The 21,514-nt window shown below is 62.7% G+C and carries 21 protein-coding genes; 15 read left to right on the forward strand and 6 right to left on the reverse strand.

Translation table 11 applies throughout. The features are described from left to right. The 11 genes from Y704_RS17815 to Y704_RS17830 form a co-directional block, all read left to right on the forward strand. Nucleotides 1–560: LbetaH domain-containing protein (locus tag Y704_RS17815; protein ID WP_051476540.1), on the forward strand; the 560-nt coding region annotated here is incomplete at its 5' end. A gap of 313 nt (nt 561–873) precedes the next feature. Next, nucleotides 874–1,521, forward strand: coding sequence for a 50S ribosomal protein L25/general stress protein Ctc (locus Y704_RS0100450; RefSeq protein WP_026548676.1), 648 nt, complete (start codon nt 874–876; stop codon nt 1,519–1,521). A gap of 14 nt (nt 1,522–1,535) precedes the next feature. Next, complete coding sequence (pth, locus tag Y704_RS0100455; RefSeq protein WP_026548677.1) at nt 1,536–2,120, forward strand: aminoacyl-tRNA hydrolase; 585 nt, start codon at nt 1,536–1,538, stop codon at nt 2,118–2,120. Between the two features lie 243 nt (nt 2,121–2,363). Beyond that, nucleotides 2,364–3,104, forward strand: coding sequence for a polysaccharide deacetylase family protein (locus Y704_RS0100460; protein ID WP_026548678.1), 741 nt, complete (start codon nt 2,364–2,366; stop codon nt 3,102–3,104). Nucleotides 3,105–3,874: 770 nt separating this feature from the next. After that, the gene (locus Y704_RS17820) at nt 3,875–5,371 is read left to right on the forward strand and encodes a sugar transferase (protein WP_035770914.1); all 1,497 of its coding nucleotides are present in this window, start codon (nt 3,875–3,877) and stop codon (nt 5,369–5,371) included. Nucleotides 5,372–5,609: 238 nt separating this feature from the next. Then, entirely contained in the window at nt 5,610–6,806 is a 1,197-nt protein-coding gene (locus Y704_RS0100490; protein WP_155850132.1) for a hypothetical protein, read from the forward strand. Beyond that, nucleotides 6,799–7,317: a hypothetical protein gene (locus Y704_RS0100495; RefSeq protein WP_155850133.1), complete on the forward strand. Its 519-nt coding sequence runs from the start codon at nt 6,799–6,801 to the stop codon at nt 7,315–7,317. The genes Y704_RS0100490 and Y704_RS0100495 overlap by 8 nt, the downstream gene beginning before the upstream one ends. A gap of 110 nt (nt 7,318–7,427) precedes the next feature. Further along, nucleotides 7,428–8,672: a DUF1972 domain-containing protein gene (locus Y704_RS17825; RefSeq protein WP_081747311.1), complete on the forward strand. Its 1,245-nt coding sequence runs from the start codon at nt 7,428–7,430 to the stop codon at nt 8,670–8,672. A gap of 104 nt (nt 8,673–8,776) precedes the next feature. After that, on the forward strand, nt 8,777–9,418 hold the full coding sequence (locus Y704_RS0100505) for a CDP-alcohol phosphatidyltransferase family protein (RefSeq protein WP_253904162.1): 642 nt from the start codon (nt 8,777–8,779) through the stop codon (nt 9,416–9,418). Further along, the gene (locus Y704_RS0100510) at nt 9,409–10,749 is read left to right on the forward strand and encodes a Wzz/FepE/Etk N-terminal domain-containing protein (RefSeq protein WP_026548685.1); all 1,341 of its coding nucleotides are present in this window, start codon (nt 9,409–9,411) and stop codon (nt 10,747–10,749) included. The genes Y704_RS0100505 and Y704_RS0100510 overlap by 10 nt, the downstream gene beginning before the upstream one ends. Further along, nucleotides 10,749–12,002, forward strand: a complete 1,254-nt coding sequence (locus Y704_RS17830; RefSeq protein WP_216698917.1) for an O-antigen ligase family protein — start codon at nt 10,749–10,751, stop codon at nt 12,000–12,002. Before Y704_RS0100510 ends, Y704_RS17830 begins: the two co-directional genes overlap by 1 nt. On the opposite strand, the gene Y704_RS17835 is transcribed toward Y704_RS17830, so the two are convergent. Continuing rightward, entirely contained in the window at nt 11,992–13,647 is a 1,656-nt protein-coding gene (locus tag Y704_RS17835) for a right-handed parallel beta-helix repeat-containing protein (RefSeq protein ID WP_216698918.1), read from the reverse strand. The two genes, Y704_RS17830 and Y704_RS17835, sit on opposite strands and share 11 nt — an antisense overlap. A gap of 323 nt (nt 13,648–13,970) precedes the next feature. On the opposite strand from Y704_RS17835, the gene Y704_RS0100525 reads away from it, so the two are divergent. Both Y704_RS0100525 and Y704_RS22990 read left to right on the forward strand, forming a co-directional pair. Continuing rightward, nucleotides 13,971–14,447, forward strand: coding sequence for an FAD synthase family protein (locus Y704_RS0100525; protein ID WP_026548686.1), 477 nt, complete (start codon nt 13,971–13,973; stop codon nt 14,445–14,447). Further along, nucleotides 14,447–15,616: a glycosyltransferase gene (locus Y704_RS22990; protein WP_026548687.1), complete on the forward strand. Its 1,170-nt coding sequence runs from the start codon at nt 14,447–14,449 to the stop codon at nt 15,614–15,616. The genes Y704_RS0100525 and Y704_RS22990 overlap by 1 nt, the downstream gene beginning before the upstream one ends. Here the strand turns inward: Y704_RS22990 and Y704_RS17840 are convergent. The 4 genes from Y704_RS17840 to Y704_RS0100550 are packed head-to-tail and all read right to left on the reverse strand — an operon-like array spanning nt 15,573 to nt 18,678. Then, the gene (locus tag Y704_RS17840) at nt 15,573–16,676 is read right to left on the reverse strand and encodes a sulfate/molybdate ABC transporter ATP-binding protein (protein WP_051476545.1); all 1,104 of its coding nucleotides are present in this window, start codon (nt 16,674–16,676) and stop codon (nt 15,573–15,575) included. The two genes, Y704_RS22990 and Y704_RS17840, sit on opposite strands and share 44 nt — an antisense overlap. Then, the gene (locus Y704_RS0100540) at nt 16,673–17,482 is read right to left on the reverse strand and encodes an ABC transporter permease (protein WP_026548688.1); all 810 of its coding nucleotides are present in this window, start codon (nt 17,480–17,482) and stop codon (nt 16,673–16,675) included. The genes Y704_RS17840 and Y704_RS0100540 overlap by 4 nt, the downstream gene beginning before the upstream one ends. 12 nt (nt 17,483–17,494) lie before the next feature. After that, the gene (gene modA, locus Y704_RS0100545; RefSeq protein ID WP_253904164.1) at nt 17,495–18,214 is read right to left on the reverse strand and encodes a molybdate ABC transporter substrate-binding protein; all 720 of its coding nucleotides are present in this window, start codon (nt 18,212–18,214) and stop codon (nt 17,495–17,497) included. 38 nt (nt 18,215–18,252) lie between these two features. After that, a complete protein-coding gene (locus Y704_RS0100550; protein ID WP_026548690.1) occupies nt 18,253–18,678 on the reverse strand; it encodes a TOBE domain-containing protein in 426 nt (141 codons plus the stop codon). 802 nt (nt 18,679–19,480) lie between these two features. On the opposite strand from Y704_RS0100550, the gene Y704_RS0100555 reads away from it, so the two are divergent. After that, nucleotides 19,481–20,797 carry an aminotransferase class V-fold PLP-dependent enzyme gene (locus Y704_RS0100555; RefSeq protein ID WP_051476546.1) on the forward strand — a complete coding sequence of 439 codons (1,317 nt, stop codon included), beginning with the start codon at nt 19,481–19,483 and terminating at the stop codon, nt 20,795–20,797. Then, nucleotides 20,797–21,249, forward strand: a complete 453-nt coding sequence (gene sufU, locus Y704_RS0100560; RefSeq protein ID WP_026548692.1) for a Fe-S cluster assembly sulfur transfer protein SufU — start codon at nt 20,797–20,799, stop codon at nt 21,247–21,249. The genes Y704_RS0100555 and sufU overlap by 1 nt, the downstream gene beginning before the upstream one ends. A gap of 6 nt (nt 21,250–21,255) precedes the next feature. Here the strand turns inward: sufU and Y704_RS24225 are convergent. Next, a partial coding sequence (locus Y704_RS24225) for a hypothetical protein (protein ID WP_026548693.1) occupies nt 21,256–21,514 on the reverse strand: 259 nt, incomplete at its 5' end.

The raw sequence follows: 21,514 nt of genomic DNA on the forward strand, positions 1-21,514 counted from the left end.
AATTCCTTGTGTGTGCAGGAGCAGGTGCGGGCCGCGAGAACGCGGTGCGGCGCCTTGGCCGGGCGGGTGTGTCCAAGGACAGGTACGCCCGCTTCGTCGATCCGAGCGTCAAGGTTCCTGCCCACTCCCGCATCGGCCACGGGAGCATCGTTCTGGCCAATGTGGTGATGACGACGGCAGTCACCGTGGGTGATCACGTCGTGGTGATGCCGCGCGTGACGTTGGCCTACGACAACGTCATCGGTGATTTTGCGGTACTGGCCGCCGGCGCAGCCCTGGGTGGTCAGGTGAAGATCGGCGTCGGGGCGTACTTGGGAATGAACTCGAGCATTCGTCGGGGAGTTGCGGTCGGCGCCCGGTCAAGCGTGGGGATGGGCGCTGCGGTCCTGGAAGATGTCCCCGCAGGGCAGAAGTGGGGCGGCGTGCCGGCAGTCCTGCTGTCCGATGGTCCGGGTCGGCCGGCACCCCACGAACCGCATCCCGGACATCGGGCCGCGCACACCCCCAGATCCGCCTTCGAACGGTTGACTGTGTCGGTCGCTCTGCCGGCCCTTCAATGAACCGCCACTCCTGCTAAGTGGCGGGAGCTCCTCAGGACCCCCGGCGCACCACCGGCCGCTTCTTGCTCCCACTCTGCGGAAGTCAGCCGGATCGCGTCCGGAACCCTGGCCGGAATTGTCCTGTACGATTGAAATCGATGCCCAGGCGAGGGAGCGGCTCGGAGTGCAGGTCCTCCGGGTGAACTCCGTGATCGACGGTGGCTAGCGACGCTACGTTTCTAGACAACTTCTCCACGCGCGTGTTCCCCGCCCGGCAACGTCCACACGAAGTCCGTGTTTTTCGCGGACCCCGCCAGCGTTGAAGGAGAAACCCATGACAGAGCAGAAGCTCGCAGCATCAGTCCGCACCGAGTTCGGCAAAGGGGCGGCCCGGCAGGCGCGTCGCGCCAACATGATCCCCGCCGTGATCTACGGTCACGGCGAGGAAGCCCTCCATATCCTGCTGCCCGGCAAGGCGACAACTCTTGCAGTCCGCACACCCAACGCCCTGCTGACCATCGACGTGAACGGCGAGGAGCACCTGGCCCTCGCAAAGGACGTCCAGCGGAACACGCTCAAGCGCATCGTGGAGCACATCGACCTCCTCACTGTACGCAGGGGCGAAAAGGTGGAGGTGGACGTCGCCATCCATGTCGAAGGAGAGCCCGCTCCCGAGGTTGCCGCCAACCTCGAGCACAACACCGTGCTGGTGGAAGCGGAGGCCACGCACCTGCCCGAGACCCTCACCGTCAACATCGAGGGCCGTGGCGTGGGGGAGCATATCCACGCATCCGACATCGTCCTGCCTGCGGGCACCACCCTGCTCACCGATCCCGAGACATTGATCGTCAACCTGGCAGCACCGACCGTCCAGGATCTTGGCGAGGCCGATGACACCGAGGTGGACACCGAAGCTGTCTCAGAAGGTGCCACTGCTGCTGATGCTTCCGACAAGGCGATCTCGGACGCAGACGAGAGCTGACCCGGTCAGCTTTTATGTCCAGTGATGCATGGCTCGTAGCCGGGCTCGGAAATCCAGGGCCCGGCTACGCGAACAACCGCCACAATGTGGGTCAGATGGTGCTCGACCTCCTCGCCGCGCGTCTGGACGGCCGGTTTCGGTCCTCGAAGGCCCAGGCCGTCGCGTCCGAGGGACGAATGGGTCCCGGCGGCCCGCGGCTGGTGCTCGCTAAGCCCCTGACCTACATGAACCTCACCGGCGGGCCCGTAGCAGCGCTGGCGAGGTTCCACGACGTCGCGCCCGATCATGTTATCGCGGTGCATGATGAGATCGACGTCCCTTTCAACACGGTCAGGCTCAAGTTCGGCGGCGGTGAGGGCGGGCACAACGGCCTGCGCGACATCAGCAGGGCGCTCGGCACCAAGGACTATTACCGTGTGCGAGTAGGTGTCGGCCGGCCGCCAGGCCGCCAGGACGCGGCCGATCATGTCCTCAAGAATTTTGGTACGGCGGAGATGAAGGACCTTGCCTTCCTCCTTGAGGACGCCGCCGACGCCGTGGAGGCGCTGATCCTCGAAGGGCTCGCCTCCGCGCAGCAGAAATTCCATTCGGCGATGTGAGGCGAGCGAAGCGAGTTTCTCGGATGTAGGTTGTGTAGGACCTGTCCGCTGGGCAATGGCGCTCAGCATGCAGGCGGTGTCGCTCATCTTCTTCGCAGCGTCCGGGGATCATAGTTCATAGCTGATACGCTCGCCTGATCAGCCTGGCGCCGCTGAGGCGAGCCATATGTCCTTGGGGGCGACGGGTGATTCATCCTCTGGTGAACTCACGGCGCGGACCTCGCTTCTACCAGGGGAAGTACTGTGTTCCACAACTCAGCCATCCAGACCGGGCCAGTGCGGGTGACTGCTCCTCCGGTGTTCATGTACCACTCGATCAGCCCGTCGACCCAACCCGACCCGCACCGGCTCCGGGTGCACCCCGAACGACTGGGGCGTCACCTGCGGTTGCTGCGCCGGCTGGGCTTGCGCGGGGTGTCCCTGTCGGAGCTCCTGCGTGCCAATGATCAGGGGGAAGCCGATGGGCTCGTCGGGCTTACCTTCGACGACGGCTACACAGACTATTTGGAGTATGCGCTCCCGGTGCTGAGGCGGTACGGGATGACCAGCACGCTATATGTGGTAGCCGGTCATCTTGGCGGCAGCAACCAGTGGGATGACGGACCCCGTCTCGGCCTGATGGACGTCGGCCAGGTGCGCGAGGTCAGCGCTGCGGGGCATGAGGTGGGCAGCCACACTATGACCCACCCTCACCTGGCTGGTGCTGCTGCGAGCACGTTGGCCGCAGAGATCGGTGGCAGCCGCGAGATCCTGCAGAACGTCCTGCAAGTAGGGGTAGCCAGTTTCTGCTATCCCTACGGTGAATACGACGGTACCGCGGCTGATGCCGTCCGGACGGCCGGGTACGACAACGGTTGCGTCATCGGGGACTACGACCCCGGCGACCGGTTCACTGTGCCACGCTGCTATATCAGTCCAGGGGACACAGCGGCGCACATCATAGCGCGAATGATCCGGCACTCCCTTCGCCTGCGGCTACGCTGAGTTTCGGCCTTCGATTCGGTGACGTAAAACTTGCACATCCACTCCGAGCGCCCCGATTCAATGGGTGTCGAAGGGGAAATGAGGCCACGGGATGCTCAACGAGGGCGTGGGCGCAATCACCCAACGGATTTGGGGGTGCGTTCTCGATCCCGGCGGGCCGAGAAAAGACCAGTCACTCTCCTGCATCCCGCAGACGTTCAGGCCAGTGAGGCTTCCGGCGGCAGTGTGCATCACCGGCCACCGGAACGGGAAGTGCAAAAGGGCGGTGTCAGGGTCCTTTCGAGTGGGTCTGCTCGGCCCAGATCAGACGCAGGTCCTGCCCCCTCTTGCTCCAACGACGCGCTGCATCGCTGACCACACGGCGCGCATTCCACGCTGGCCTGACCACGCTCGATGGCGAAGGGCCGATCATGGGTCCGGTATTACTCCTGTCCGGGGGATTTTGGGCGCGCCCAAATCATTGAAAGACCTTATCTGACGTGTCGGGTAGCAAGTCCCCGTAGCTCCAGTGGATCACCCGAACCACAAACGCGCTTGCAGGTATCGATGCGCTATGTCCGAGTAGCTCGACCGAATGCGACGAGCAAATACACGTAACCCATACTCGTGTACGAGCAAAAACTACTCCATATGCTTTTCGCAATACCAAAAGCAAGGAATCTGGGAAGAATTCTAGAATCGGGTCTCAATCATGAGTCGCTTTGTTTTCGATTGCCCTCGCCCTTTACGATTTGGCGTTTTACGCTTCCGCTACACCAACCGGGCCTACAATGACGCAAATCTATAGTTCACTCTCAGCCCTCCAGGCGCAGCTGCTTCCCACCTCCGTCGCAGCAGTCCCCGTGCTTTCCGGCGTTGCCTGGCGGAAAAGATACCAGCGAGCGCTTCGATTCACGGACACGGCGATCATCCTGTCCGCAATGCTGGTCTCGGTGACGGTCCTCGCGCAGGGCCGGCCGGACGTGATCCTACAGAATCGGGAATTGCTTGGGGTCGGAATCGCGGCTACGGCGGTTTGGCTCCTCATGATGAATCTCCTCCGGACACGGGATTCTCGGGTAGTCGGTACGGGGTCAGGCGAGTACATGCGGGTCATTCGGGCCAGTGCCGCGACCTTCGCGATATTCGCCGTCGTCGTGGTCATACTCAATCTCCATGACCTGCGGGGAATTCTATTCGTGGCACTTCCGGTCGGGCTGTTCGTCCTCTTGGGCAGCCGCTGGCTCTGGCGTCAGTGGTTGATCAGGCAAAGCCGATTCGGGCACTTCCTGTCGAAGGTGGTGGTGGTCGGCCGGCCTGGCGACGTTCAGTATGTCACAGGCCAGTTGGCGCTCAAGTCGGGGGCGGCCTTCGACGTGGTGGGTGCAGTCTACGAAGGCAGGGTGAGCTCTGCCGCGGTCCAGGTGGCCGGCCGCCTGGTACCGGCCGTGAGTGGGCTGCACAAAGTCGAGGATTTCGTGCAACTCACCGGCGCTGACGCGGTGATCGTTGCCGGGCACCTACGCGAAGGGAGGGCGTACATCCGCGAGCTCGGTTGGCGGTTGGAAAAAACATCTACGGAGCTTGTACTGGCTTCAGCCCTGACGAATGTTGCGGGACCGCGAATTACTATGCGTCCTGTTGAGGGCTTGCCTCTGATGCATGTGGAGTTGCCCCAGTTCGCCGGCGGGCGGCACGTCGTCAAGCGGGCACTCGATATCGCGGTCTCCCTGACAGCGATCATCGCTCTGGCTCCGTTGTGCGTCGTCCTGGCCATCATCATCCGATTGGACTCGCCAGGCGGCGCGATCTTCGTGCAGGAACGTGCTGGACGGCAGTCGACCCTTTTCAGGATGTTCAAGTTCCGTTCGATGGTCCTTGATGCAGAGAAAGAGTTGAACCTCCTCAAGCAACAGAACCAGGGAAGCGGTCCGCTTTTCAAGATGCGCCATGACCCGCGGGTTACCTCTGTCGGCCGGTTCATCCGTAAGTATTCGCTCGATGAGCTTCCCCAGCTTTACAACGTCCTGCGGGGGGACATGTCCCTCGTGGGGCCCCGGCCGCCGCTACTCAGCGAAGTATCCGACTATGAACACCATACGCACCGGCGGTTGCTCATCAAGCCCGGTTTGACCGGGCTGTGGCAAGTGAGCGGGAGGTCGAACCTCGACTGGGAGGAAAGTGTCCGGCTGGACTTGTACTACGTCGAGAATTGGTCGGTGACCGGCGATTTGATGATCATGTGGCGCACCTTCAAGGTGATGCTCAAACCGGTGGGGGCTTACTGATGGAGCGGGTTCGCATTCCTTACCCAATCGCCCTCGCACCGATGGTGCTTACCGCCTGCAGCCCGGTCACAGGGAAGGGGTCCAGGCTAGTCGCCGCTTCGTCCTTCGTGGTTGTCGAGGTGGATGCCATCCACGCCGTGGCACGACTCACCGGTCCACTCCAGTGAGGTTGCTGGACAGGCAGGGCCGCTCGGCCCTGTGGTCGGTCGGATCCCAATTCACGCGGGCGCTCGGAAGCTTGATTCTGCTGGCGGTTGCCACGCGGGTACTCGATCTCGATGATGTCGGGAGGCTGGGTCTCGTGTACGGCATCCTCGTGCTTGGTGCAGGAGTCGCCAGCGGACTGGTGGGTGATAGCTTCACCGTCCTTGATCGCCACAACCCCCGGATCCGGGCAGGCCTGCAGGTCTGGCTCGTCCTTACCGCCGTCACCTGTGCTCTCATCATCGGTCCTGCGGTGTTCATCACCGGCATTGTCGGGCCGGTCGAGGCGTTCGTGCTTTCCGCGGCGGTCATCACCTTCCTCTCCGAGGATGTCCTGCGCAGGGCACTCATGGCCCATCTGGAGTTTGCCCGCGTAGCACTGGTCGACGCAACGGTACTTGTCCTGTCCCTCGCCACTCTTGCAGCACTGGCTTTCCTCGGCACTCTTGGACTTGGCTCCTTCATCGCGGCAATCGCGCTGAGCCAGGGTGCGGCATTCATCGTAGGCGTCCTGATCCTGCCGGCGTCCGACCGCTATCTGGCGCCACTTGGACAAGCGGACATCCGATCAGTGGCGAGATTCGGTGCCTGGAGGGCAGCACAACAGGCGCTCAGACCGGCGTTGCTGTCCGGTGTGCGGGTACTCGTCGTCGTTGTCGTTGGGTTCGCAGCCGCAGGGCAGCTTGAAATTGCGCGGATCTACGCCGCTCCAGCCCTCCTCCTGGTCGGCGGATTCTCATCCTTCCTTTTTGCAACCTATGCCAAAGACAAGTCGTCACTGCTGTCGGTACTCGTGCGCCGAGCGGACAGGTCGGTAGTTCTCCTCGTCGCCGTCACCGTCCTCGGGTCCTTTCTCACCATTCTCCTGCTGCCTGTTGCAGGGCCTGCCCTGGTGGGACAGATGCCGGAGATGTTGGCTGTCGTCGGCTGGCTTGCCTACGCCGTGTCTGTTGCTGCCGCCGGCCCGTATGGCACCCTCGCTGCCGTCAGGGGTCTCCCGCACAAGGTATTTGTCATCCGGCTCATCGATTCGCTCGTTTCACTTGCCGCGGTTCTACTCATCCTTGCTGTTACCGGCGACTACCTCTACTCACCACTTGCTGCTTCCGTGGGTTCACTTCTCGGCGGAATAGCCATTCGAAAAGTCCTCCTTGTTCCCCTTGTCCGCAGTGAAGAACGAACCCCGTCCACCCGCGCGGCGCAGAAAAGGCTCTCTGGTGATCATGTCTGAAATCAGCGCATCGTCGTCAGCCCCAGTCACACCGAGGTACTTCCGCAAATTCCTGCGATTCACTGCGGTTGATACGACAGGAGTTCTCCTGGGAACACTCACGGCACTGCCCGCCCAGGCAGATGGGCACGAGGCGCAAACTCCGGCGCAATTAGCCACTATCAGCGCGGATCCCTTGCGTACTCCCCCGTTCACCGGCGTCGTGTTCTCCACGGCGGTGAACGGAAGCGTCGCCTACGCCGCAGAAAGCTTCACGCTCAACGACAGGCCCGATGCACCGCTCACGGTCCGTGTCCGGGCAGTTGAAACGTCACCCACGACCATCTCCATGAAGGTGTGGAAGGCAGGGACGCCAGAACCGGCGTCCTGGCAACGCTCTACGACTGATTCAACCCCGGCGTTCCAAGCCGCGGGTCGGATTGACTTCGAGCCTTACCTCGCGGGATCCGCGACAAGCGCTCCACTGTTCGCCCAGTTCGGCAACCTGTGGAAAGGGGAGCCCAGGCCATGAGGATGAAGATTCGTGCAGAGCGGGGAGCGGACAGGATCCGGTCGATTCCTTCAGAGAGGCACAACATGCGGAGCAGCAAGAGAAGCCGGCCGCGCAAGCTACGGATTGCGATGGTCGGCACGCGGGGGGTTCCGGCGAGGTACGGGGGATTCGAAACAGCAATCGAAGAGATAGGGCAACGTCTCGTGTCAGCGGGAATGGAGGTGACGGTGTACTGCCGCAACACCGACGCTGAACGACCCCGCAGCTTTCTGGGGATGCGGCTGGTCCATCTGCCGGCATTGCGGCTGAAATGCGCGGAAACGCTATCCCACACGGCGTTGTCCGCGTGTCACCTGCTCTTTTCCAGGAAGTACGACGCCGTTTTCGTATTCAACGCGGCCAACGCACCGTTCATCCCACTTCTTCGATTTCGGGGAGCGCCGGTCGCGGTGCATGTCGACGGCCTCGAGTGGAAGCGCAGTAAGTGGGGAGGAAGGGGGAGGGCCTACTACCGCTGGGTCGAGAAGCTGGCCGTCCGTTGGGCGGACGCATTGATCGCAGACGCACAAGGAATTTCCGACTACTACAGGGAAGAGTTCGGTGCCGATACCTCCCTGTTGACCTACGGTGCTCCGCTTCTTGCAGATACGGGAAGCGCCAGAGTTCGGGAACTCGGCTTTACGGCCAACGGATATCACCTGGTGGTGGCACGGTTCGAACCTGAGAATCATGTGGACAGAATCGTTGAGGGCTATTCCAAGAGCACCGCATCCCTTCCGCTGGTGGTCGTCGGTTCGGCTCCGTACGCCGAAAACTACAGCAACCGCATAGCAGCAGCGGCAAAAGTGGATCCGAGGATACACCTCATAGGTGCCGTCTGGGATCAGGACGTCCTCAATGAGCTCTACGTGAACGCACGCACATATCTCCACGGCCATTCAGTCGGGGGAACAAATCCTTCTCTGCTCCGCGCCATGGGCGCGGGCACGGCGACCATCGCCTACGACGTCGTCTTCAACCGGGAAGTGCTCGGGAGTGGCGGACGGTTCTTCACATCGTCGTCCTCCCTCGTCCAGCCCTTGCTCGAACTCGAGTCGATGCCCGCGACCGCAGCAACACTCGGCGCGAAACTGAAGCGGGAAGCAGGCGAACGGTACCGGTGGGACGACGTAGCCGAGGGCTACAGACTCCTCGCCGAGGAACTCTCGACGGGGTCCACCACCCGGAACAGGAACGCGTCACGCAATCCGCGCTCGGCCTGGACCGAGGAAGGCTCTACTTCCCCGGTTCGGGTCGCCGGGCAGGTGCCGACGGGACGACCGTCGGTGCATGTCCTCAAAAGTCCATTCATCTCACGAAAAAGTAAGGCATAGATATGGTCATGCGAACTGGGTCGCAACCGTTATTCAGTCAGGCCCTGCGGCAACTTTCCCGCGCACAGAAAACATCGAAAGGTGCGCCCGCATATTCCCGGTATGTGAACAGGCCTCTTGGCCGGTTTCTGGCGGCGGCAGCATACTCCCGTGGTCTGGCTCCGAACCAGATCACGGGAATCAGTGCGTGCTTCACGTTCACCGGCATCGGTGTCCTCGCGGCCGTGAACCCCACGCCGCTGTCATCGCTATCCGTTGCCCTCCTGCTCATGGTGGGGTATGCCCTCGACTCCGCAGACGGGCAGGTCGCCCGGCTGGGTGGGACCGGATCGCCGGCGGGGGAGTGGCTCGACCACACGGTCGATGCTGTGAAAGAGGCGTCGATCCACCTTGCAGTGCTTGTTTGCTGGTGGCGTTTCTACGACCTGGATGTCCGTTGGCTCCTGGTACCCCTCATCTACCAGGTCGTCGAGACTGTCCATTTCTCCTCGATGCTTCTGATGGATCACCTGCGACGCGGACAACGGCAGGACCATCGAGGATTCATTGCCGGAGAAGGCACTTCGTCTCCCCTGTATTCCCTTGCGGTGGTACCCACCGACTTCGGGTTGCTCTGCCTGATTTTCGCGCTGCTGTCGGTTCCGGCGGTCTTCGTGCCGATGTATACGCTGCTCATGCTCGCCAACGCTGGATTCATCGTCCTCGCGCTGCGCAAGTGGTACAGGGAGGTCTCATCATGGAGCTGAGCGAATACCTGCGAATCTTCCGTCGGCGATGGTTGCTCATAGCCTCCGTCACCCTTCTGGCGATCGCCGCCGCCCTCACCGTCACTGGCCTGACGCCCGCCTCCTATGAGGCGCGCGCGGTGCTTTTCATCAAGGCGTTCTCGCCCACCAGTTCCTCCTATGAGAATTCCCAGTTCAGCCTGCAGCGGGTGCGGTCCTACCCGGACCTCGTGTACAGCCCCCAGGTCCTGAATCCTGTCCTTGAGAGGCTGGGATCCTCAGCCAGTCTCGCCAGCCTGAGCAATAGGGTCAGCGCGAGCAACCCCGAGGACACCGTTTACGTCAATGTCCTGGCCACTGCTGGGACCGCTGACCAGGCGGCTGTTCTCGCAAACCTGGTGGCGGAGAGCCTTCGGGATGAAATCAGTGCTCTCGAATCAGGCGTTGCCGCCCAGTCGGCAGCGGTGCAACCCTCAATCACCGTGCCCGCTGTCCCACCGACCTCTCCGTCCACACCTGACCCACTCCTCAATGTGGCGGTAGGTGCTCTCCTCGGGTTGACTGTGGGCCTGATGGCAGCGCTCGCCTTCGGCCGCTCGAATATCAGGATCTACACCGCAGCGGATATCCGCCAGACAACGGGGCTTGAGCTGATCGGCAGGATTCCGCCGATACGGAATCAGAGTTCGCGCTGGCCTGCTCCGAGTGCCATGCTTCCCTACCGGGAGGTGAATACCAATCTCCTGGTCAGTGCGGGCGGGCAAATACCCCGCCTGCTGCTTCTTGCTTCCGCCGGTGACGACGCGGACTTTGATCGCGGTGTCTTCCGCCGGGGGTTCGCCGCGTTCCTCGGTTATTCGGGATCGCGCACGTGCGTGCTCGAAGCGACGCAGAGTTACCCTCTGCCTGCTGATCAGGAAGCAAGGACACCGGGCTTCTCCGACATCCTCACCGGCAGTGTAACCGTTGCTGACGCTCTCCGTGTCATCGAACATGAGCCCGTGCATCTGGTGCAGGAAGGGACGGCCAGCAGGTCCATCACTCGCTCGGACGCTGCAAGGAAGGGCGCCACGATCGTAAAGGAGCTCGCAGAGAACTTCGACGTCCTCATAACGCAGGCCTCGTACGACTCGCATCCCCTCAGCACGGCGGTCATGACTCCGATCGCCGACGGAGTGCTTGTTCTGGTGCGGCCAGGGGAGCGTGCTGCGGCCCTGCACACAGTGGTGCGCGAGCTAACGGCCCTGGGCGTGAAACCGCTGGGTGTTGTGTTGACCGGCGCCCGCTCCCGTCCGTTCGGGCCTGCGCACAATGGGAAAGCGTCGGGCGTGCACAGGCAGATTTTGTCATGATGTCCGCTGCTGCCCGGGAACGCGCGGCCTGCCTCGTCTGGCTCCTCTCAATCCTCAGCGTCGTCGCCTGGCGGAAAGGGGTCTTCTTCGACGGTGGGATCGACCCTGTGGTGGTGGCAAAAGCGTTACTGCAAGGAAGTGCCCTGGGTGGGGCGTTGCTGATCAGGGCGCACTCGCCCTCCCGGTTCCCTGTTGCCGGTGCACCCCTCCTGATTCTCGGTCTTGTCGTCTCAATTTCGGTGATCGGCGCCTACGCGGCAGGAAATGTGGTCGCGTCTGCCGTGCTCGCGGTCCGGATCATGCTCGTGGCCTCCACCGTGAGTGTTCTGGTCTCTTCGTTTCCCCGCACCGTGGTGCTCAAGCATCTTGCGGTGGCGCTGGGAATCCTCGGCGCTTTCGTCGCCCTCACCGGTCTGGGCGGGTTGGCTGCCGGCGAACGGCTGGAAGGAACAGTTCTCCCCCTGAGCCCCAATGCGCTCGCACTTTTGTGCGGATTCCCTGCGCTGGCACTTCTGCACGCGGGCCTGAACGGCCGGGGGCGCGGGGGAGCGGCCCTCCTGGGTGTGCTTTTCCTGGGAGCGTGCATCGCAACCCAGTCGCGGACGGCGCTCTTCGCCCTCGCAGCAGCAGCAGTCGTCCTGATGCTGCACGTCCGCAGAATGGAACCGAAGGTTGCGATGGGCCTCCTGGCGGCGATTCCCCTTTCCGCGGTCCTCCTGATGTACACGCCGATACTGCGGACTGTGGTTGCCCGGGGGGACGCGGCATCGATCCTCACGCTGAATTCACGGACAATAGCATGGGAAGCGGTGCTCGATACGCCGAGCCTGTCCTGGGAGCGCTGGCTCGGGGCCGGCCTTTCTGTGAAGACGATCGCCGTGAAGGGCCAGTATTGGCAGGAGCAGGTCCTGGACTCGAGCTGGGTGTCGGCACTTGCCCAGACCGGGGTGCTGGGTACCGTCGTGATCGCAGCCTGGGTCCTGACCGTCCTGTGGCGCAGCATGAAGGACCATGAATTGAGATCCTTCAGCACTGCCATATTGGTGTTTATTCTCCTGAGGAGCTTCCTCGAGAACGGTCTCATCGAAGCGAGCACCACCTTCCTCGTCTTTATGACCGTTGCACTGCTGGTGCAGGGGAAAGGCGCTGTTGCTGAACCACCGAGCAGGGTTGTGCCGCGAGTCAGCGTCGACCATCTTGCCAGCGCAAGCAACTACCGCCGCAATACCAACGGGCTTCTGGTCAGTGACTGAAAGCCCCGATATGACGAACGTCAGCATCTTCGCCTGCGAGAGCGGCGATTCGGAATGGCAGGGGCTCGGCAACGATCGTCGCCCGGGCTCCTACGCTGTCAGCGACATCGAACGTGCCGGGCTTGAAGACATTTTCTCCTACAAGGTCGATGCCCCTCGCATCTTCTCCGGTGGCTGTAGTGAATTCCTCGAGCGACTTGAATACCGCTGGATCCCCCGGGCCGTTCGACCAGACGGCCAACCAGGAGGGACTATCCGCTTGCGGCCGGTGGTAGACATTGCCGAGTGCGGACACCTGCATCGTTTCCGCGGAAAACTGATGGGAGTAATCTTCCACACACAGGAGACAGTTGCCTCGTGCCGCCGTCCCGGAGACGATGTTGTTGCGGATGCGAACCGGACCGTTGATCCACGTCATGGTCGGGTCCGGGAAGACCTGTCGCGGGTCGTGGCCCGGAACACTTCGGTCAGCAGCGCGTCGATCATCCTGGACTATGTTCAGTGGACGGCCGTTTCCACTCAGGGTGTTGTTCCAGATATCAACGCCGCTGGTGTTATTGATCTTCACCCCATGACCACCGCTGTCGGCGATGAAATTGTCCACCAGGACGGCTTTAGCGGAGAGTTCGACCGTGACTCCGTGCATGCGGTTACCTATAATGTCATTACTTATGACCGCCAGGTCAAATACGGACTCGTCGAACCAGAGGCCGGTCCCGAGGTTGTTCCGGAAAGTGCTGTCGCTGATGGAGACGGCTCGTGTCCTGCCAATCTTGAAACCGCCTGCCACTGGAGCGCTGTTGAACTGTTCAGTGTTGTTTCCGGAAGCATCGAGACCGGAGACATTCAGCCGGTCCGCATAGGACGCTGCTGCGCCGAGCATGCCATTACGCTCGACCGTGATGTTCTGCATTGTGACATCCGTTGCTGCGATAGCGAGACCGGTCGTTGCATTGTCCGTGATCACCAGATGTGCGAGGGTGATGCCCTTGCCCTCGGCTGTAACCGCACCGATGTGCGGCACCGACGGAGCGAAACGCCGGACCCCGATACCGCGGACAACGGAGTACTCCGACTGGATCGACAGTGCTTTCGCGATGGCGCTCGCACGAACGGTTTTCCCCGCAGGATTCGTCCCGAGGTAGAGACGATCTGTTTGGTAGTCGACGAAGAATGCGCCTGGCGTGAGTTGCGCCGTGGATCCGACCTGACGCTGGGCTATGTCATTTATCCACACCTGGTCTGGGTGCGCTGCCATGGGATATTCGCGACTGACAAAGGCCCAGCCATCTTCTTTGCCGTCAGGCGCACCCCAAGAATAGGTGGGACTAGCGTCGAACTCGGGTGTCCATCCGTCAGCTGCATAGGCTCCACCGGCGGGCCTGAAACCGGACACCACACTGCTTCCGTCGAGCCATACCGCCTCGCCTGGATAGGGCTGAAGCGTCAGCTGCTTGTCGGCGGGAACCTTGACCTCTTCATGGTAGGTTCCACCGCGAACGACGATGGTTTGACCGGAGTGCGCGGCGGCTATTGCGCCCGAAATGCTATTGAATGGGCTCGCAAAGGTCCCGGGCCCCTCAGCTTTTCCGCTCGCCTCCACGAAGAGGGCATCCCCCGGCACGGCGTATTCGGAGCTTCCCACCGGCCGGGATCCCGCAGTTCCCTCACTCCGCGAGGTGTTGTGCTTCAGGACATCCGGTCCGGCACTGTGTGTGGCAGGTACCGGGGGCAAAATGTGCACCGGCGCGGAGGCTGTGGTCAAGGACGCGACACTCACCGCGATTACCAGGAGCGGGCCGGCGCGCCGGAAAAGAGGTCGGTCATGTCGCACGCGTGATGTCGCCATCGAGAACTCTCGTAAGCGTTGAGCCGCCTTAAGCAATGACCAGTGAATGTATCAGGTCCCCGAACCGCATAAGTGAATCACACACACCCTCTGTCCTCAACCTCAGTGAAGGAATCCCAATGAAGGCCAAAAACATAGGCTATGCGGCAGGGGCATTTGACTTGTTCCACATCGGGCACCTCAACCTCCTGCGCCATGCCAGAAGCCACTGTGACTACCTCATTGCTGGAGTGGTATCGGATGAACTATGCCAGTTGACGAAGGGGTCGACTCCGATGATTCCCCTGGCGGAGCGCTTGGAGATCGTGGGGAGCATCAATTGTGTCGACAGGGCGGTTGCGGAAGTCGTCCCCGACAAGCTCCAGACCTGGGAGCAGCTCGGCTTCAATGTGTTCTTCAAGGGGGACGACTGGCGTGGAACTTCGAAAGGCCGCCTGCTTGAGCGCAGATTCGCTGCGGTTGGTGTTGAAGTAGTGTATTTTCCCTACACCATCCATACCTCAAGTACAGGCCTGCGCCGGGCCCTGTCCGCGCTATCGTCCCGATCGCCTTCCGATTCCGGGATCGCCGCGAGCGCGACGATCGGAGGCTCCTGATGAAGCCTTACAGGGAAACCTATCTGGTGGCCCACCCGTCAGCAGAGCTTTACGGATCTGACAGGGTACTGCTCGAAACCGTTGAAGGCCTTGTCTCGACCGGTGCGAGGATTGTTGTGACAGTTCCGTCGCACGGACCCCTTGTCTTTGAGATCCTCGCGCGTCGCGCGGAGGTCACCATTAGGCCGTCAACCGTCCTGCAGAAAAAGATGCTCACCCCGCATGGAATGGCTCGACTTCTCTGGGACGGCGTGGCTTCCTTCAGGAGTACCCTTGAACAGCTCCGCGAGTATCGGCCCTCTGTGGTCTATGTGAACACGGTGACAATACCGTTGTGGCCGATCGTGGCACGGCTAGCCGGTTGCAAAGTGGTCGTACATGTTCACGAGGCTGACGGGGCGAATTCCCGCGCAATTCGGTTCGCCATGACGTTGCCGTTGCTCTTTGCCTCCCTGGTTGTGGCTAACAGCGAGTACACCACGGAGGTACTGCGTCGATCGTTGAAAGCCGTTGTTGCTCGAACCCGCGTCGTCTACAACGGAGTGCCGGGGCCAACGAACTGGAGCGAACCTCGGGAGCATCTCGATGGCACCTTTCGATTGCTCTATTTCGGGCGGCTTTCCCACCGGAAGGGGGTCGACGTTGCAGTGGACGCGCTTGCGGAGTTGAGTCGTCGGGGAATCAAGGCAACCCTGGACATCGTGGGTGCGGTGTATCCGGGTAACGAAACATACGAAAGTGACCTTCGGACCCTGGTCAGCGATTACGGCCTCGAAGGTGAAATCCGCTTTCATGGATTCCAGGGAAATGTGTGGCCCTACCTCGAAGGTGCAGACGCTGCCGTCATTCCTTCCCGGCTGGAGGAGTCGTTCGGCAACACCGCAGTCGAGGCACTGCTCGCCGCGAGGCCCATCATAGTGTCGGATAATTCCGGGCTACGTGAGGCAGCGGGCGGGTACACAAGCGTTCAATTCGTGCGGCCAGGGAGTCCCGCAGAGGTCCGGGTGGCTGTGGAACACCTCATTCAGGCATGGCCGCACTGGAGGAAGCGGGCCATCGATGATCGGCGCACCGCCCATCGCAAACACAATCCACTGCTCTACCAACAGGATGTCGCCGCCATCGTCAGGGGATTCGCTTCGCCTGTGCCGATCGACCACGTTCGATGATCGTGCTGGGCTGGTAGGGATACACCGTTACGTCCGTGGCGTCGAAGGCGAACCACACGCAGTTGCCCGGAGCGAGGTCCAGCTCGGCCGCAAGGGCAGGTGTGATGTCTGCAGCGAATTCCTCGGCACGGACTCGAACGAGGCCCCCGTGCGGCTCGACATCGAGAATGATCCCGGGCAGGGCTGCGACGTGGAAGTTGGCGGGCTGGGCAAGTGACACCCGGACTGCTGACGGACGAACCGCCGCGACAATCGAAGTGTGCAGCGCTATTCCAGGCGCAGCGCGGGTGATTTCATTCCCGGCAAAGGTGCGGATACCGTTGGCGGTCCGCACGCCGGAAAGGATGTTGAGTCCCGCAAGGTCGGCGGTGAACCGGCTTCGCGGTCTCTCCAGCACCTCATGCGTAGGCCCCTGCTCAACGATGCTCCCGGCATCGAGCACCACCACCCGGTCTGCAAGCGTAAAGGCGTCCAGAATATCGTGTGTCACGATAATCACCGTCTGATCCCGTAGGACCCGCCTCAGCATACGGCGCAGCGCCGGAGCGACCGAGACATCGAGCGCTGCCATCGGTTCATCAAGCAGCAGGAGCGAGGGATTCGAGGCCAGCGCGCGTGCGACTGCAACACGCTGCGCTTGCCCGCCGGAAAGTTCCGTAGGCATCCGATGCGCCAGTTCCGGTGCCTCGACCTCCTCCAACCACCTCCGTGCGTGAGCCCGTGCCTGCGCCCTGCGGACTCCTGCACTGCGTGGCCCGAACGCGACATTCTCAAGGACACTCAGGTGCGGGAACAGCAGGGGGTCCTGGGCAAGCAGCGAAACGCCGCGGGCGGCCGGCTGGATGAAGGTGGAACGCGTCCTCGGGGCCACCTCGAAGAGCACCTCACCATCGAGGGTGGATTTCCCGGAGTCGGGCCGTAACAGGCCGGCAATCACTGCAAGCAAGGTCGATTTTCCTGCGCCATTCGGGCCGAGGACGGCCAGGGTCTCGCCGGTTTCGACAGTCAGTGACATCCCGAAGCCGCGGGCAGGGACGGTGGCATCGAGTTGAAGAGTCACAGCTCGGCGCTCCGGCGCTCACCGGCGGTGCCGGAGCGGTGGGCGAGGCCGACCACAATGACCGCCACGATGACCAGCACGAGGGATAGGGCGACGGCCGCGTCCGGATCCGTTTCGCGCTGCAGGTAGATCTCGAGCGGGAGCGTGCGGGTGGAACCCTGGAGGCTTCCGGCGAAAGTCAGGGTAGCCCCGAACTCGCCGAGGGCCCGGGCGAACGAGAGGATTGAGCCCGAGACAAGGGAGGGAAGCACAAGGGGAAGTGTCACCCGGCGCAGAACTGTAGTGGGCCGTGCTCCGAGGGTGGCGGCGACGGCCTCGTAACGCGTGCCCACGGTCCGCAGCGCGCCCTCGAGGCTGAGCACCAGAAAGGGGACTGCCACGAAGGTCTGGGCGAGGACCACCGCGGTGGTCGAGAAGGCGATTTCGATACCGAGGAGATCGAGAGTTCCGCCGAGAAGGCCGCGCCTGCCGAAGGTGTAGAGCAGTGCAAGTCCCCCGACCACCGGGGGCAGGACCAACGGCAGCAACACCAGCGAGCGAAGTAGCTTCTGTCCCCGGAATGCGGCGCGGGCCAGCGTCAGGGCCATTGGAACGCCGAAGAGGACGCAGAGCACGGTGGCTACGGCGGAGGTTCGAAGGCTCAGCAACAGCGCGGCAACTGAGGACTCGGAGGAGACCAGCGAGAAGAAGTTCGCCCAGTCCACGCGGGAAACCATGGCGGCCAGCGGCAGCACGACGAGTAGCGCCCCGAGAAGAGCCACGACCAGGACCCAGCGCGGAAGGCCGGCGAGAGAAGGAGTAGCCATGACGGTACCGGGTCAGGGCGCGCCGAAGCCGGCGGCCTCAAGGACCGCCTGCCCCGCGGTGCTCAGGACGTATGCGGCAAACTTGCTGGCGGCGTCTTCGTTTGCACTGTCTGCCAGAACGGCGATCGGATAGGCATTGATGACCTCGCCGGCTTCCGGCACGATAATTCCCTCGACAGCACCTGCGGCGGCTTGGACGTCTGTGGCATAGACCACTCCGGCATCCGCCTCACCCGAGGAGACCTTGCCCAGTACGTCAGTCACCGAGGACTCCTCGCTGACTGGGGAAAGTGTGACTCCGACCACCTCCTCAAGGGCTGCGGTCGCCGTTCCGCAAGGAACCCGCTCGGCGCACACGACACTTCTCACGCCGTCATCTGCCAGGTCGGCGAACGAGGTGATGGCTGTCGGGTTCCCTGGGGGCACGGCGATTTCTAGGGAATTGGTTGCGAAGACCACCGGCTCACCTCTGAACGGGAAAGCTTCCGTGAGTGCCGCCATGCTCCTGGTGTCAGCCGATGCAAAGACGTCGGCGGGGGCACCTTCCAGAAGCTGGGTTGCGAGATCCGATGAGCCGGCAAAGCTGAACACCACCGTGGTGCCGGGGTTCTGGGCCTCGTATCCTTCGGCCACTTCGGTGAACGGTGCCCGGAGCGACGCCGCGGCAAAGACGGTGATGGAGGAATCGTCACCGGGCGGGCCAGCACACGCCGACAGCGATAGCGGCAGAATAAGCGGCAGCGCCACAATGACGAACAACCTTTGTCGGCTCACGTGTTCGTCCTCGTGACCGGTGGGGCCGTTGATGGTGTTTCCACCAGAACTGTTGTGGCTTTGACGACCGCCACGGCTACCGAGCCGGGTTCGAGACCCAGGTCCCGTACTGCCTCGCTGCTCATCAATGACACCACGCGGTACGGCCCGCACTGGATTTCCACCTGTGCCATGACCTTGTCCAGGATGATCTCGGTGACAAGGCCCACGAACCGATTACGGGCGGACCGTCCAATTCCTGACGGGTCGTCCGGCAGGACGGCATTCCTGCGTGCCAGGTGGGCCAGGCTGAGTCCGTCGACCACGGTGCGCCCTGAGGGGTCCTTTTCACTGGTGAGTACACCGTTGTCGATCCAGCGCCGGACGGTGTCGTCACTCACGCTGAGATACCTCGCGGCGTCCCGAACCCGTATTAGCGTCATAAACCGAAGCATATACCCGAATTCGCGGGATTATTCCTCGATGGCAGAGGGTATGCGTCGATGAATTTCCTCGAGAAACAGCCACTGCTCCGAGCGGCGTTCTCCCGAGTCCCTTTCGAGCGGAGTGACAGCAGGAGCCGTCGGCTCGTCAGCTTTCTCTGTCCCGGGCGGGCAGCCCCCAGTGGCGTGCTGCTCCCAATGGTCAGTCCTGGAAGTCGCCGATTTCGGCCTGCCCCCGCGTTGTGACGCCAGGTTCGCCCTGTTCGGCAGTTCTTCCATCAAGGGTCGACTTCACCCAGAAGTCCACGAGGGTTGGTAACGGTCCGCTCTCGGAGGACGATTTGCTCTACGTCCCGGTGGGCGCACGAACTTCATATGCTGGTGACCTCGTCGGAGTGCGCCGGGCGGACCGGCCACGTGGCAGGACATCAGGGACCAGGGGCAACATTGCTCGGCCTCCGGCGACCCTACGAGCCCGGAGCTGGTGCGGCGGTGCCCGTGCAGTGGCGTACAACGCCACGACGCGGGTTGCGACTCTGAATCCGAAAATCGGAACGTCGAAGGAGCCGAGAAGTTTTTGGGATCCTTTCTTCGCCGAGCACAACAGGTCGTGTGATCAATCCTTGCTGCGGGTTCCAAGGGAGCACCGCTCGAGCTGGATCGCTCACGAGGCAGGGGGTCATCCGAAGGCCCGCATGAGACAATTAGATTACTACGGTGTGCCGTAATGCCGATCGGTCGAAGGGTATTGAATAACCCACGCCGAGAATCCGTTCCCACGAGCCGACCAAGGAATTTTGCAGTGACACTTGCTTCCACCCTCCCTTCCCTGCCGGGCACGGAGGGACCTCTCACCAACGCCGAAGTATTGCGCATCCGCAACGACTTCCCCATCCTGGGAACCGTGGTCAACGGAAAACCGCTGGTCTACCTCGATTCGGGAGCCACCTCCCAGAACCCCTCGAGCGTCCTGGAAGCCGAGCAGGAGTTCTACGAACAGCGCAATGCGGCGGTTCATCGTGGAGCACACCACCTCGCCGTCGAAGCGACGGATGCGTACGAGGATGCCCGCACCGCGGTCGCCGGATTCATCGGCGCCCGCGCCGGTGAGCTGGTGTGGACCTCCAACGCCACCGAGGCCATCAACCTCCTGGCCTACTCGATGTCCAATGCGTCGGCAGGGCGCGGGGGTGAAGCCGCGCGGCGTTTCGCCCTGGCTCCCGGGGACCGCATCGTGGTGACCGAGATGGAGCACCATGCCAACCTGATTCCCTGGCAGGAGCTGGCCTCCCGCACGGGAGCCGAGCTGAGGTTCATCCCGGTAGGAGACGACGGCGCCCTGCGGCTCGAGGAAGCCGCAGCACTGCTGACGCCGGCCACCAGGGTGCTGGCCTTTACGCATGCCTCGAACGTTCTCGGAACCATCAACCCTGTGCACGAACTCGTGCGGCTCGCACGGAACGTCGGTGCCCTTACGGTGCTCGATGCGTGCCAGTCGGTGCCGCACCTTCCGATCGACGTCAAGGCGCTCGACGTCGACTTCCTTGCGTTCTCCGGGCATAAGATGCTCGGTCCCACAGGGATCGGGGCACTGTATGGACGCGCCGAACTGCTCAATGCCATGCCTCCCTTCCTGACCGGCGGTTCCATGATCACCACGGTGTCCATGGAACGGGCGGAGTACCTGCCCTCGCCGAACCGCTTCGAAGCGGGCACCCAACGCATCTCCCAGGCCATCGCGCTGGGAGCCGCGGCGAACTACCTCGCGGAAACCGGGATGCACCGGATCGAAGCATGGGAAGCGGCGCTCGGTGAGCGGCTGGTCCAAGGCCTCTCCGGCATCGAGGGCATCCGCGTCCTCGGGCCCGCCGCCGGAACCGGGCGCATCGGCCTGGCCTCGTTCGACGTCGACGGCGTCCACGCCCACGACGTGGGACAGTTCCTGGATGACCGCGGGATCGCGGTGCGGGTGGGGCATCACTGCGCGCAGCCGCTGCACCGCCGGCTCGGCCTGGCGGCGACCACCCGGGCCAGCGCCTACCTTTACAACACCACCGACGAAGTGGACTACTTCCTCGAGGCCGTGTCCGGGGTCCGCAGCTTCTTCGGAGTGCGCTGATGAGCAGCAACCTCGAACAGCTCTACCAGCAGATCATCCTCGATCACGCGAAGGAACGTCACGGAGCAGGGCTGCTGGAGCACGACGGCGAGGGAATTGTCGGCGAATCGCACCAGCTGAATCCGGTGTGCGGCGATGAGATAACCCTGCGCGCGGTAGTGAAGGACGGCGGTCTGCGCTCCGTGAGCTGGGACGGCGCGGGCTGTGCGATATCCATGGCCTCGGCATCGGTGCTGACAGACCTCATGGTGGGACTGCGGCGGGACGAGGTCATTGCGCTCGTGGACACCTTCCGGGAGGTGATGCGCTCCCGTGGAAAGCTCGAGGCGGACGAGGAAGTGCTGGGCGACGCTGCCGCTTTTTCGGGGGTTTCCCGGTACCCGGCACGCGTCAAGTGCGCCATGCTTGCCTGGGTTGCCCTCGAGGAGTCACTCCTCGCAGCAAACCACTAGGAGGAACTAGTCGGCGGATGTTCCCCGGGCACCGTCGGGCCGTTCGTCAGGCCTGAGTGCGAGCCCGGTGGAGGTGGCGACAACATCCTCGAGGGTTCGCCGTACCCAGGTCATTGCAGACCGATCCGCCTCCTCGGTCGGGTCGGCTGCGTTGCCGCTCCCGTTGCTGTCCGAGCAGGCGGTGGTCAGGAGCAGGAACCTGTCATTCAGTTCGGCGACGAGCGTCTCGATATCGAGGAGGAGGTGCGCCGCCTGCTGGTTGGCA

The sequence above is a fragment of the Arthrobacter sp. Br18 genome, assembly GCF_000520555.1.
In the GTDB taxonomy this organism is placed as follows: domain Bacteria; phylum Actinomycetota; class Actinomycetes; order Actinomycetales; family Micrococcaceae; genus Arthrobacter_D.